General features: G+C 65.1%; 11 protein-coding genes. 6 read left to right on the top strand and 5 right to left on the bottom strand.

Annotated elements, in window-relative coordinates; translation table 11 throughout:
• Positions 1–155: 155 nt before the first annotated feature.
• The 4 genes from CXQ81_RS18560 to CXQ81_RS31530 form a co-directional block, all read right to left on the bottom strand.
• Entirely contained in the window at positions 156–971 is an 816-nt protein-coding gene (locus CXQ81_RS18560; protein ID WP_101338128.1) for a molybdenum cofactor biosynthesis F family protein, read from the bottom strand.
• A gap of 91 nt (positions 972–1,062) precedes the next feature.
• Entirely contained in the window at positions 1,063–1,740 is a 678-nt protein-coding gene (locus tag CXQ81_RS18555) for a LuxR C-terminal-related transcriptional regulator (protein WP_101338127.1), read from the bottom strand.
• Positions 1,741–2,164: 424 nt separating this feature from the next.
• Positions 2,165–3,496, bottom strand: coding sequence for an aspartate aminotransferase family protein (locus CXQ81_RS18550; protein WP_101338126.1), 1,332 nt, complete (start codon positions 3,494–3,496; stop codon positions 2,165–2,167).
• 167 nt (positions 3,497–3,663) lie between these two features.
• Entirely contained in the window at positions 3,664–3,786 is a 123-nt protein-coding gene (locus tag CXQ81_RS31530) for a hypothetical protein (RefSeq protein ID WP_256593389.1), read from the bottom strand.
• Between the two features lie 339 nt (positions 3,787–4,125).
• On the opposite strand from CXQ81_RS31530, the gene CXQ81_RS18545 reads away from it, so the two are divergent.
• From CXQ81_RS18545 to feaR, 4 genes are all read left to right on the top strand, one after another.
• Complete coding sequence (locus CXQ81_RS18545) at positions 4,126–5,613, top strand: aldehyde dehydrogenase (RefSeq protein WP_101338125.1); 1,488 nt, start codon at positions 4,126–4,128, stop codon at positions 5,611–5,613.
• A 216-nt stretch (positions 5,614–5,829) separates the two neighbouring features.
• Positions 5,830–7,359, top strand: coding sequence for an APC family permease (locus CXQ81_RS18540; RefSeq protein WP_053261378.1), 1,530 nt, complete (start codon positions 5,830–5,832; stop codon positions 7,357–7,359).
• Positions 7,360–7,396: 37 nt separating this feature from the next.
• Entirely contained in the window at positions 7,397–7,918 is a 522-nt protein-coding gene (locus CXQ81_RS18535; protein ID WP_101338124.1) for a DUF3156 family protein, read from the top strand.
• 148 nt (positions 7,919–8,066) lie between these two features.
• The gene (feaR, locus tag CXQ81_RS18530) at positions 8,067–9,005 is read left to right on the top strand and encodes a transcriptional regulator FeaR (protein ID WP_101338123.1); all 939 of its coding nucleotides are present in this window, start codon (positions 8,067–8,069) and stop codon (positions 9,003–9,005) included.
• A gap of 56 nt (positions 9,006–9,061) precedes the next feature.
• On the opposite strand, the gene CXQ81_RS18525 is transcribed toward feaR, so the two are convergent.
• Positions 9,062–9,865 (bottom strand): response regulator transcription factor, encoded by an 804-nt coding sequence (locus CXQ81_RS18525; RefSeq protein WP_007922792.1) that lies wholly within the window; start codon positions 9,863–9,865, stop codon positions 9,062–9,064.
• Between the two features lie 231 nt (positions 9,866–10,096).
• Between CXQ81_RS18525 and CXQ81_RS18520 the strand changes: the two genes are divergently transcribed.
• Positions 10,097–11,461, top strand: a complete 1,365-nt coding sequence (locus CXQ81_RS18520; protein WP_009044076.1) for an APC family permease — start codon at positions 10,097–10,099, stop codon at positions 11,459–11,461.
• A gap of 9 nt (positions 11,462–11,470) precedes the next feature.
• Positions 11,471–12,574, top strand: a complete 1,104-nt coding sequence (locus CXQ81_RS18515) for a P1 family peptidase (protein WP_101338122.1) — start codon at positions 11,471–11,473, stop codon at positions 12,572–12,574.
• Positions 12,575–12,762: the final 188 nt, after the last annotated feature.

Raw genomic sequence — 12,762 nt, 5'->3', positions numbered from 1 at the left:
CAGCCGATCGCAGGCTGCGCCAGCGGCTACAGGAACCAGTGTCTGGGTAGCCGCTGCCGAGCAACGCGAGGCTGCGATCGGCAACGCAGTTGCCGCGAAACCCGAGCGCGCGGTGTGTCAGGCCGAGCGCGCTGTGCGGATCGCGACAGGTAGCATCAGATGTAAGCGGTACGGTTCAGCACATGGGCGAGGGCGCCCACCGGGAAGTTGCTGGGCGCGGCGAAGTCGCTGCCCTGGTAGCCGAAGATCTTGCCATCGGTCCTGCCCGCTTGCAGGTCGATCAGCACCAGGCCCAGGGTCGGCACGATCTTTTCGCGCCAGACGAACAGGTACAGCTGTTCGGCGAGCTTGTAGTAATGACAGCGGTCGGTGTCCGCCAGGCCCTGCTCGACGCCCTTGAGGCACTGCCAGCTGTAGAAGTTGCGGTTCAGGTAGACGTGCTCGTAGGCCTCGGTGGCGCTGTAGACGTACTGGTTGCGCAGGCCGACCAGCTCTTCGGTCAGCGCGTGTTGCGGGCTGCTGGCGGTCAGTGGGATGTCGATGCTGCCGTGGATGAACTGGGCCTGGACGCTGGTCAGCTCGCGGCCGGACAGGGCGCGGCTGAACAGATCGACCCGGGTCTCGGCCTGGCTCGGCATCTGCCCGATCACTGCGGTGAAGATGTTCCGGCCCAGGTCGAGGATCAGGCTTACCGAGTGGACCTGGTGGTTCTCCGACTTGAGAAAGTCCACCAGATAAATGCCGGAACGTATTGAAGTGGCTCGATAAGTCGTCTCGCCACTGGCTTGGTTTTCAGTGTCCTGCCAATGCAGCGAGCGTGAGCCGAAAAGGTGTTCGATGCGCCAGCCATTGGCGAAATGCAGGGTCAGGCTGCGGCCGTTGAGGTCATCCAGGCTGGGCAGGATATGGTTATCGGCGGCAAAGCCTTCGGCCAGGGCGCCAACGGTAATCCATTCGGGTTGCAGGTTCATGAGGGCGGACCTTGTCGATGAAGGAGAACCTCATGTTCACCGCGCAAGCCGTTGTTGCCCATCAACCGAATGGTTGAGGCACGGCGGTTTTTTACAGGAACAGCGCGCTCACCAGTTCGGTGCGGTTGTTCACCCCGACCTTGCGGAACAGGTTGATCAGGTGGGTCTTGACCGTCGGCAGGCCCAGCGCCAACTGCTGGGCGATGGTCTTGTTGCAGGCGCCGTCGCGCAGCAGTAAGGCGATCTGCCGCTCCCGGGGCGTAAGGGCCTTCAGGCGTTCGTCGTGGCGCGAATAGGGCGCCTGGGCGGCGATTTCCAACAGGCCTTGCAGCGCCTGCAGGGTGTTCAGCTCGTCTGGCCGGAACGGGCCCAGGCTGGCATCGCGCAGCAGGGACAGGCCGGCGATCGGGCTGCCGCCGGCATTGCGCGCGAGGATCTCCACCACATCCAGCACCCCATGGCGTTGCAGGAAACCCTGGTAGACCTCGGTTTCGTGCCGCCCCTGCTGGGCCATGCCCATGTGCAGCGACAGCACCGGGCGGCCCGCCGCCACGCAGTTGCGCGGCCGCAGCGGGTCGTAGTGCCGGTAGCGTTGCAGGTAGGCCTCATGCATCTGCGGGCTCATGTGGTACAGCGAAAAATGCTCGGCCTGCAGCTGCGCGTCAATGCGGTAGAAGGCGCACAGAGTCGCCGGCACCACCCGGGTAAAGGCGCTGATGCAGCACTGGCCAAGCTGTTGGGCATCCGGCAGGTCGGTTGGCGTATGCATGGGACGACTCCCTCTTCATGAACGGCCGGTAAAGAGGGCCGTAACCCTCTGATGCCACGGAACTTCAGACAGATCGCGAGTCCAGGTTTTGCGGCAACTGCGTTGCCGATCGCAGCCTCACGGGCTCGGCAGCGGCTACACGGACACTGTGTTCCTTGTAACTGCTGCCGCAGGCTGCGAACGACCGCGTAGCGGGCGCCAAACCTGATGCCACGGTATTTCAGACAGATCGCGAGCCCAGGTTTTGCGGCAACTGCGTTGCCGATCGCAGCCTCGCGGGCTCGGCAGCGGCTACACGGGCACCGCATTCCTTGTAGCCGCTGCCGCAGGCTGCGAAAAGCCCCGCAGGGGCTTCCCGCGATCACGCAGACCGCGCTGATATCGGCTCCAGCGCGGTCCGGGTTTCAAGGCTGCGGCGTCAGGCTCAACGGGCCTGGGTGAAACCCAGCTCCAGGGCGGAGACGATGGCGTCGATCTGCGGCGGCTGGATCACCAGCGGCGGCGACAGGATGATCTTGGTCCCCACCGGACGCACCATCACCCCGTTGTCGCGGGCGATCTGCGCTACCTGGTTGGCATAGCCGCCCATGGGGTCGATCGGCTCGCGGGTGGTTTTGTTAGCCACCAGGTCGAGGGCGATCATCAGGCCCTTGCCGCGCACTTCACCGACACTGTCGAAGCGCTCGGCGAACGGCAGCAGCTTGTTCAGCATGTAGTCGCCCATCTTCGCGGCGTTGGCCGGCAGGTCTTCCTTGACCACGATGTCGAGGCTGGCCAGGGCCGCCGCGCAGGCCACCGGGTGCCCGGAGTAGGTGTAGCCGTGCATGATCGCGCCGGTGAAGTTGGCGTTTTTGCTGAACGCCGACTCGATCCGCTCGTTGACCACCGTGGCGCCCAGCGGGATGTAGCCAGAGGTGATGCCCTTGGCCAGGCACATGATGTCGGGCTTCACGCCCCACAGGCGGCTGCCGAACATCGAGCCGCTGCGACCGAAGCCGGTCACCACTTCGTCGGCGATCAGCAGTACGCCGTACTTGTCGCAGACCTCGCGGATCAGCGGCCAGTAGTTGGCCGGGGGCACGATCACGCCGCCAGCGCCCTGGATCGGCTCGGCGATAAAGGCCGCGACGGTGTCGGGGCTCTGGAACTGGATTTCCCGCTCGAGCAGGTCGGCGCAGATCTTGCCGAGTTCTTCCGGGTCCTGGCTGTAAGGGTTGCGGTACAGCCACGGGGTGTCGACGTGGAAGCAACCCGGCAGCAGGGGCTCGTAGTTGCGCCGGAATACCGTGTTGCCGTTGACCGAAGCGCCGCCGAAGTGGGTGCCGTGGTAGCCCTGGCGCAGCGAGATGAACTTGGTGCGGTCGGCCTGGCCTTCGAGTTTCCAGTACTGGCGGGCCAGTTTCAGCGCGGTTTCGATGGCATCCGAGCCGCCGGAGCTGAAGGCCACGCGGCGCATGCCCTCGGGCTCCAGCAGGTTCATCACCACCCGCGACAGCTCTTCGGCGCGCGGATGGCTGACGCCGTCGAACAGCTGGAAGTATTCCAGTTCGTCCAGCTGGGCGGTGATCGCCGCCTTCACTTCCTTGCGGTTGTGGCCGACGTTGACGTTCCACAACCCGGCGACGCCATCCACCAGCTGGTGGCCCTGGTCGTCGTACACGTAGCAGCCATCGCCACGGACAATGCGGATCGGCTCGCGTTGTTGCATTTCGTTGGGGTGCAGCATGGGATGCCAGAAACGGCTTGGTTCGCTCACGTTGAATCTCCTGAAAACGCACAGACAGCGTGGGACATAGTAGTGCGCCCTTTGCCGGATGCCTGCTTGCCTCTGTGTGCCAGGCATTTGACCGCCACTGCCATCGACCCGGCGTCCCGCGCATTATGGATCTGCCCGGAAAAATGCGTTCGCAGGCTTGGCGACGGCTACGCCGCCGAGCGCAGGCTGCGCCAGCGGCTACCGGGCACGCGGTGTTTTTGTAGCCGCTGCCGCAGGCTGCGATCGGCCATGAAGTGGTCGTCCTCCAGGCACAGTGGTTTCTCAGGCATTGCGCGTTGGCCGGTTTTGCGTCTGCTTCGCAGCCGAGCGCAGGCTTCGCCAGCGGCTACCGGGCACGCGGTGTTTTTGTAGCCGCTGCCGCAGGCTGCGATCGGCCACGAAGTGGTCGTCCTCCAGGCACCGCGGTTTCTCAGGCATTGTGCGTTGGCCGGTTTTGCGTCTGCTTCGCAGCCGAGCACAGGCTTCGCCAGCGGCTACAAAAAAACGCGCCGGCCGCGTTGCGGTGTTCCCTGGCAGCCAGTGGCAAGTTTCGCGGCAGCCAGGATCAAGACGCTGGCCGGCATTGGTCTCAGAGTTCGATCCATGAGGCCAACTAGCGAGGATTGCCCATGAGTATTGCCATCGACCCACGTGTCGCCGCCTTTATCGACAGCCAGCACGGCCTGTTGATCGACGGGCGCAGCCAGCCGGCCTTGTCCGGCGCGCAGATGCCGGTGTTCAACCCGGCCACCGGCGAAGAACTGACCCGCGTCGCCGCCGGCGCCGACGCCGATATCGACCTGGCGGTGGCCGCCGCGCGACGGGCTTTCGAGGGGCCATGGGCGGCGCAGCGCCCGGCGGATCGCGAGCGCCTGCTGCTGAAGCTTGCGGACCTCTTGGAAGCCCATGGCGAAGAGCTGGCGCAGCTGGAAACCCTCAACAACGGCCAGTCGATCCACCTGGCCCGGGCCCTGGAAGTCGGTGCCGCCGCCGAGTTCACCCGCTACATGGCGGGCTGGGCGACCAAGATCGAAGGCAAGAGCCTGGACCTGTCCATCGCCGCCGTTCCGGGCGCGCGGTACCGCGCCTATACGGTGCCGGAGCCGGTGGGCGTGGTCGGTGCCATCGTGCCGTGGAATTTCCCTTTGTTGATGGCCATCTGGAAAATCGTCCCGGCCCTGGCCTGCGGCTGCACCGTGGTGCTCAAGCCCGCCGATGAAACCCCGCTGACCGCCTTGCGCCTGGGCCAGTTGTGCCTGGACGCCGGGATCGCCCCGGGGGTGGTCAACGTGGTCACCGGCAGCGGCGCCCAGGCCGGCGCGGCGCTGGCCGCACACAAAGGCATCGACAAGCTGGCCTTCACCGGCTCGACCCAGATCGGCAAGGTCATCGGCCATGCCGCGGTGGACAACATGACCCGGTTTTCCCTGGAGCTGGGCGGCAAGTCGCCGGTGATCGTGCTCGAGGACTGTGACCCCCAGGCCGCGGCCGCCGGTGCCGCCGGGGCGATCTTCTTCAACCAGGGCCAGGTCTGTACCGCCGGTTCGCGCCTGTATATCCAGCGGGCGATCTTCGACCAGGTGCTGGAGCGTTTGTCGGCCATCGCCGGCTCCCTGAGCATCGGTCCCGGGCTGGACGAACAGGCACAGATCAACCCGCTGATTTCCGCCAAGCAGCAGAAGCGCGTGCTGGACATGATCGGCCAGGGCGTGGCCGACGGCGCCCGGGTGCTGTGCGGCGGAGTCGCCTATGGCGAGCAGGGCTTCTACGTGCGCCCGACGGTATTGGCCGACGTGCACGCGGGCATGCAGGTGGTGCGCGAGGAAGTCTTCGGCCCGGTGGTGGTGGCCACGCCTTTCGACGAGATCGACGAGGTGGTGGCGCTGGCCAACGACAATCAGTACGGGCTGGGCGCGAGCATCTGGTCCAACGACCTGGCGAAGGTCATGGACCTGATCCCGCGGATCAAGGCCGGCACGGTCTGGGTTAATACCCACAATATGCTCGACCCGTCGATGCCGTTTGGCGGCTACAAGCAATCGGGCATCGGCCGCGAGATGGGCCACGCGGCGATCGAGGCGTATACCGAGAACAAGTCGGTGTGCATCGCGTTCTGATCCCGTAGCCGCTGCCGCAGGCTGCGATCGCGCCCGCAGGGTGCGCAAGATCTCAAGATCGCCGAAGGCCTTCGGCCTTATCGCAGCCTGCGGCAGCGGCTACAGTCGGACACAACCGGCCAGGCTGCGCAGACAGCCAGGTAAAACACGCCCGTCCGGCGTGCCCTTGAAATGCCTAGAACAACAACATCACCCATGCTTTCGAGGTCCAGCACCATGTCTTTCAACGACAGACTCACCCGCCACCTGAACCAGGGCGTGGTCGGCTTTCCCACGGCCCTGGCCAGCGCCGTCGGCCTGATCATGGCCAGCCCGGTGATCCTCACCGCCACCACCGGCTTCGGCATCGGCGGCGGGGCGTTCGCCGCGGCCATGCTGATCGCCATGCTGATGATGCTCGCGCAATCGACGACCTTCGCCGAAGCGGCCTGCATGATCCCCACCACTGGCTCGGTGTACGACTACCTGGCCTGCGGCCTGGGACGCTTCTTCGCGATCACCGGGACCATCTCCGCCTACCTGATCGTGCATGTGTTCGCCGGCACGGCGGAAACCATCCTCAGCGGCGTCATGGCCCTGGTGAACTTCGAGTCCCTCAACACCCTGCTGGAACAGAGCGGCAGCGCCTGGCTGGTGGGTGTCGGGCTGGTGATCTTCTTCGGCCTGCTGAACGCCGTGGGCATCACCGCGTTCAGCCGCGCCGAGGTGATCCTGACCTTCGGCATGTGGACCACCCTGATCATCTTCGGCGTGGTCGGGGTGTTCAAGGCGCCGGCGGTGGAGCTCAGCGGCTGGTTCGGCGAGTCGATGGTCGGCACCGACCTGACCACCATCCTCTCGCTGGTGGGCATGGCCATGTTCATGTTCGTCGGGTGCGAGTTCGTCACCCCGCTGACGCCGGAGGTGCGCAAGGCGGCGAAAACCATTCCCCGGGCCATGGCCCTGGGCCTGGTGGGGGTAGCCACCTGCATGTTCATCTATGGCGCGGCGATGAAGCGCCAGGTGGCGAACATCGCGCTGAACGAAGACGGCAGCGTGCACCTGCTGGACACGCCCATGGCCATCCCGCAGTTCGCCGAGCAGGTGATGGGGCCCTACGGGAGGATCTGGCTGGGCGTCGGCCTGCTGTTCGCCGGGGCGGCGACCATCAACACGCTGATGGCCGGATTGCCGCGCATTCTCTACGGCATGGCGCTGGACGGCGCGCTGCCCAAGGCCTTCACCTACCTGCACCCACGCTTCAAGACACCGCTGCTGTGCATCGCCGTGGCGGTATTGATCCCGTGCCTGCACGCCTGGTGGCTCGGCGGCAGCACCGACAACATCATGCACCTGGTGCTGGCCGCGGTGTGTGCCTGGAGCACCGCCTACCTGCTGGTGACCCTGGCGGTGGTGGTGCTGCGCATCCGCCGCCCGGACCTGCCGCGGGCCTACAAGTCGCCCTGGTTCCCGCTGCCGCAGATCGTCTCGTCCATCGGCATCCTCCTGGGCATGTGGTTCATCACGCCGCCGGGCATGAACCCGCGGGACATCTACGTGCCCTTTGGCAGCATGCTCGGCCTGACGGCGATTTATGCGCTGGTCTGGACGGTCTTCGTGCAGAAGGTCAACCCATTCCGCCCGGTGCCGGTGGAGGAGGTGCTGGAAAACGCCTTCAACCTGCAGTCCCCCACTGAAACCCAAGCGCAGACCCTGCCTGGAGCCAAGCCCGATGAGCAGTACAAGCTGGCGGCAAAACCTCTCTGAATTCTGGCGGCGGCCACCCTCGGGCTATCGCCCGGGGGTGACCCTGAACCAGTTGCGCCGCGACCTGCCGGGGCTCGACTGTGCGCCGCAGGCGCCCGGGCTGGCGCGCTTCACCTGGGCCGAGGAGGGCTTGGATTTCGAGGTCGAGGAGCTGCCACAGGCGCAGTTCCTGATGCACCTGGTGGTTTGCGAGTTTCGCCTGCGGGTTCCCGGTTCGCCGGGGCCGCAGGCACAGATCGACATTCGCCATACCGGCGCGATCCGCCGCCAGGGCGTCGCCGCCGGCCTGAAGCAGGGCGCGCAGGATGAGTGGGCGGGGCTGTTGCAGCAGTTGCACAGCGACCCGCAGCTGCTGGCGGCGTTGCTGCCGCTGGACTTCAAGCGCCTGCAATTGCAGCGCGACGAGCAGGGCTGGCGGGTGCGCCTGGAGCCTTTCGGCGCCAGCGAGGTGGTCAACCGGCTGCCCGGCTTCCGCCGTTATATCCGCCTGAGCGCCGAGCAACGCGGCGCCTTGCTGGCAACGTTCAAGCGCCTGGATTCACTGCTGCGCGATCACTGAACTATTCCCACCCGCGCTGGCACAACCCGTGCTTAGGCTATAACGGACTATCCATTGCGCCGCGCTTCCTTGCCCGGCAAATAGATAACATGTTAATGATATCGCCATAACAACAAAGGCGGTCTCAGCCGGCTTCTGGAGGTGCACAGTGCTTGCTTCGCAAAGTTTCGGTTCCTGGATCGGCGCATTACAGGGGGTTTGCGGTCGCTTCGACGCCCGCCAGGCGTTGAACTCGGCGTTGTTCATCGGCGAAGTCGGCTTGCGCGACTACGCCGGCCTCGAGGTGGCGCAGATCCGCACCAATGCCGGACTGATCTCGCGCAAAGGCACCAGCGTCGATCATGAAGACGACCGGCACTGTTTCCTGATCATGCAGCGCAGCGGCCATGCCCAGATCAGTCAGGGCGGCGAGCGCATCGAACTGGCACCGGGGGAAATGGCCTTGCTGGACTCCGCCGGGGCCTGCGAAATCGTCCCTCACGGGCTGATCGAACATGCCTCCCTGCACTTGTCCCGCGACGAGGTGTATCGCCATCTGCCGGCGCAGCAGCGCAAGTTCGGCAAGCTCTCGCAGCAGTGCGCCAGTGGCCGCTTGATGCGCCTGCTGGTGGAACAGATCTGCGGCGAGCCGTTGCCAGGTTGCGCCGACCCGCAGGAAGGCCAGGCGTTGCAGGAAGCGCTGATCGCCTTGCTCGGCCCGACCCTGCGCCAGACGCCCAGCGCCCATCTCGACGGCTACGACAGCCAGCACGGCGGTTGCCTGCGCAGCCAGGCCCGGCAGTTGATCAACCAATCCCTCACCGAGCCCAACCTGACCCCGGTGTCACTGGCCAGCCAGATGAATATCTCGGTGCGCCAGCTGTACCGGCTGTTCGAAGAGCAGGGCGACAGCGTCTGCCGTTTCATCCAGCGCGCGCGCCTCGAGCGCAGCGCGGCGGACCTGAGCAACCCGCGCCTGCGTCACGCGTCGATCACCGACATTGCCTTCAAGTGGGGGTTCACCGACTCGGCGCACTTCAGCCGCACCTTCAAGAAGCATTTCGAGCAGTCGCCGCGGGATTACCGCGCCCGTTCGCTGAACGTTTAGGCGCGAGCTTGCTCGCGATGGCGCGGTGCCGGCACCGCGCGGCGCAAGGACCGGGTTCAAGGGTTTTCCAGGTCGTGCCCCAGGGACTGGATAAACAGCGAGAACAGCTCCGGCTGTGAGGAGATATCCAGCTTGGCGTAGAGATGGCGCCGGTGCACCTTGATGGTGTCCGGCGAGATCTTCAGCCGCTCGGCCATGGCCTTGGAGGAGAACCCACGCAGGATCAGCCGGGCGATTTCCACTTCCCGATCCGACAGCACGCCGCAGCCGAAATGGCTCAGGGCATCGCGGATCTGGCTGGCCATTTCCTCCCCGGCGGGTGGCTGCGGGCGCTGGTTGCTTTGCTGCCAATGCTGCTGCATCAATGGCAGGACCCAGGCCGAGAAGGTGGTGAGCTGGCCGATCTCCTCGGCGCTGAACGGCCGCTGCATGCCCAGCGACAGGGACAGGGTGCCGGCCTCCGGGATCTGCAGGATGAACTGCAGTTCGTCCTCCAGCACGTTGTCGTGGAAGTAGCTGGAGAAATACTCGGTCTGGCGGAAATGGTCCGGCGCCACTTCCTCCAGGCGGTACAAGCCGTTGGGATAACCCTCGCGGCAGGCCTGGAAAAACGGGTCGAGCAGGTACAGGCCATTGAGGTAGGTGAGCATCGACGCCGGCTTGTCCGAGGGCTCGGCGTCGTATTCCTCTAGGGCGATGGGCAGGCCGTTGCGCGGGTAGAAGATCGCCAGGGCGTTATCGAACGGCAAGGCCTGGTGCAGCAACAGCACCAGTTGCTTCCAGAAGCGCTCGCCGCCGATCTGCGAGAGGGTGCGGCCGAGTCCGGCATGCATGCCGATTTCCCTGAACAGAGTGATCAAATAGGTGGCTCCGCGTCGATGCCGCTGTGGTCTGGCAGGTTGCTTTCTCGCCAGGTGGCAGCAAGGTTTCGGCGATTTGCCCGGCGACGTCAAGGGGGAGTACTCCAATAGGGGAATTGGCCCTGTACCCCCGGCTGCCTAAAGTGGCCTCCATCAAGTGCGCCCCAGAGCGCATCCACCCGATGTTCTTCGTTTCTGCCTCAAACCAAAAATAACCACGAGGATAACGACATGAGCTCTCCCTGCGCGCCGCAAGGCGCCCTGAAACCCACGCTGAGTGTGTTCGATGTGGTGGCCATTACCGTGTCGGGCGTGACCCCGGCCAGTTCGGTCTTCGTTATCGCGCCGTTCGCCATTCACCAGGCCGGCAGCGGGGTGTTCCTGGCCTTTGTCATGGCGGGGCTGCTGGCGCTGATGTTCGCCTTCTGCTACGCCGAGCTGGGCCGCGCCCACAACAGCGCCGGCGGCGAGTATGTGTACGCCAAGCGGGTGTTCGGCGGCATGGCCGGGTACGCGACCTTTCTCACGGTGCTGGTGATGTTGCTGTTCATCCCGCCGGTGCTGGCCACCGGCGCGGCGACTTACCTGAACAATGCCCTGGGCACGCGCTTCGATTCGCAGACCGTGGCCCTGGTGATCGTGATCTGCAGCTATGCGCTGGGCATCCTCAACATCAAGCTGAATGCCTGGATCACCGGCACCTGTCTGCTGCTGGAAATTGCCGCGTTGCTGGTGATCGTGTTCCTGGGCTTTGGCAATGCCTCGCAGCCGGCGAGCATCCTGCTGCAACCGCAGATCGTCGAAAACGGCGTATTACACATGGCGCCCTGGGCCCTGGTGATCGGCGCGGTCGGCATCGGCCTGTTTTCCTACAACGGTTACGGCCCGGCGGTGCTGCTGGCCGAAGACATGAAATGCAAGGGGCAGGGCGTGCACAAGGCGGTGCTCTGGTCGCTGGTGCTGGTGGTGATCATCGAGCTGGTGCCGTTGACCGCGCTATTGATCGGCGCGCCGTCCCTCAGCGCCATGCTCGAAAGTCCCGACCCCATTGGCTACCTGCTCACCAGCCACGGCAACGAAACCCTGTCGCGGGTGGTCAGTGCCGGGATCTTCCTCTCGGTGTTCAACGCCATCGTCGCCATCGTGATCCAGATCGGCCGGGTGGTGTTCTCCAGCGGCCGCGATGCCTTGTGGACGCCGGGCATCAACCGCCTGTTCACCCGTATTCATCCGCGCTGGGACTCGCCGTGGCTGGCCACGCTGTTCCTGGCCATTCCCTCGGCGGTGCTCAGTTTCAGCTCGAACCTGGCCGACCTGACCTCGTTCAGCGTGCTGCTGATCATGCTGGTGTACCTGATCGTCGCTCTCAGCGCGCTGATGAGCCGGGTGCTGCTGCGCGACCGCGCCCACCCGTACCGCATGCCGCTGTGGCCGTTGCCGGCGCTGCTGGCGGTGATCGGCGCCGGGTATCTGTTGTTCAATCTGTTCCTGGACGCTTCGCTCAGGGACATCATGGTGATCGTCGGCCTGCTGGCGCTGTCGGTGATCCTGTATGGCACCAACGGCCGGTTCAGCCCGGCGTTCCAGAAACTCTGAGGAGAAGTCATGCGCGCACGTCAATTGGGGATCAGCCTGGGCCTGGGTACTCCCGGCCCCTTCAATGCCATCACCGACGTTCCGGGGGTACGGGTGGGCCACAGCACCCTCAGGACCACGGTCGACGGCAAGCAGGTACGTACCGGGGTGACCCTGATCCAGCCCCGCGAGGGCTTTGCCCGGCTGCAACCCTGTTTCGCCGGCTGCCATGTGCTCAACGGCAACGGCGATGCCACCGGCCTGGAGTGGATCCGCGAAGCGGGCCTGCTGACCACGCCGCTGGCCATCACCAACACCCACAGCGTCGGCGTGGTGCGCGACGCACTGATCGCCGAGGAGCACGCAAGCCTGGCGGACCCCGCGGAATACTGGTGCATGCCGGTGGTGATGGAGACCTATGACGGCCTGCTCAACGATATCTGGGGCCAGCATGTCGGCCCGCAGCAGGTCCGCGAGGCGCTGGCCAATGCCGAGTCCGGGCCGGTGCGCGAGGGCGCGGTGGGCGGCGGCACCGGCATGATCTGCCATGAATTCAAGGGCGGGATCGGCACGGCTTCGCGCCGGGTGCCGGGGGAGCAGGGCGGCTACACGGTCGGCGCGCTGGTGCAGGCCAACCACGGCAAGCGCGAGGAGCTGCGGGTTGATGGCTACCCGGTGGGGCGGCAACTGAGCGGCATTCCGTCGCCTTTCGCCCGGCGCGGTACGCCGGGCATGGGTTCGATCGTGGTGATCCTGGCCACCGACGCGCCCTTGCTGCCGCACCAGTGCCAGCGCCTGGCGCAGCGCGCGTCGATCGGTATCGCCCGCACCGGCGGCGGCACCGAGGACTCCAGCGGCGATATCTTCCTGGCCTTCGCCACCGGCAACCGCGACCTGCCGCCTTGCGCCTACGGGCGCCAGGGCGTGCCCTTCAGCACACCCCTGGCGATGCTCAACAACGATTACATCTCGGCCCTGTTCAGCGCCGCCGCCGAAGCGGTGGAGGAGGCCATCGTCAATGCCTTGCTGGCGGGCGAGCCGATGACCGCGGACAGTGGCGCGAGCGTTCCGGCGCTGACCGGGGAAACCCTGCTGCAAGCGATGAAACTAACCGGATGGAACAAACTTGCATGAACTAAAAACTGCGACGTAGTCGGCAAAACTATCTGTACTGTTATTTAATATTTAAATTCGAGATTGTCCGACAATTATCAGCGGGTATTGAGGTTTAAAGAATATTTCGACTCACCAGTCATTGTTTTCGGGAGTTTGCTGGAACAGCGAAAATCAGGCGTCAAAAAGTAGTGGACGCCTGATTTCAA

This window comes from Pseudomonas sp. 09C 129 (genome assembly GCF_002843625.1).
Taxonomy (GTDB): domain Bacteria; phylum Pseudomonadota; class Gammaproteobacteria; order Pseudomonadales; family Pseudomonadaceae; genus Aquipseudomonas; species Aquipseudomonas chlororaphis.
Note: the sequence above shows the minus strand (reverse complement) of the source record. Positions and strands in the feature narration are given on the sequence as shown.

Bases quoted from the DNA above. Each gene is read 5' to 3' on its own strand.
- CXQ81_RS18515 (WP_101338122.1), top strand. From the start codon at position 11,471: ATGCGCGCACGTCAATTGGGGATCAGCCTGGGCCTGGGTACTCCCGGC.
- CXQ81_RS31530 (WP_256593389.1), bottom strand. From the start codon at position 3,786: ATGCCTGAGAAACCACTGTGCCTGGAGGACGACCACTTCATGGCCGAT.
- CXQ81_RS18545 (WP_101338125.1), top strand. From the start codon at position 4,126: ATGAGTATTGCCATCGACCCACGTGTCGCCGCCTTTATCGACAGCCAG.
- CXQ81_RS18555 (WP_101338127.1), bottom strand. From the start codon at position 1,740: ATGCATACGCCAACCGACCTGCCGGATGCCCAACAGCTTGGCCAGTGC.
- CXQ81_RS18560 (WP_101338128.1), bottom strand. From the start codon at position 971: ATGAACCTGCAACCCGAATGGATTACCGTTGGCGCCCTGGCCGAAGGC.
- CXQ81_RS18520 (WP_009044076.1), top strand. From the start codon at position 10,097: ATGAGCTCTCCCTGCGCGCCGCAAGGCGCCCTGAAACCCACGCTGAGT.
- CXQ81_RS18540 (WP_053261378.1), top strand. From the start codon at position 5,830: ATGTCTTTCAACGACAGACTCACCCGCCACCTGAACCAGGGCGTGGTC.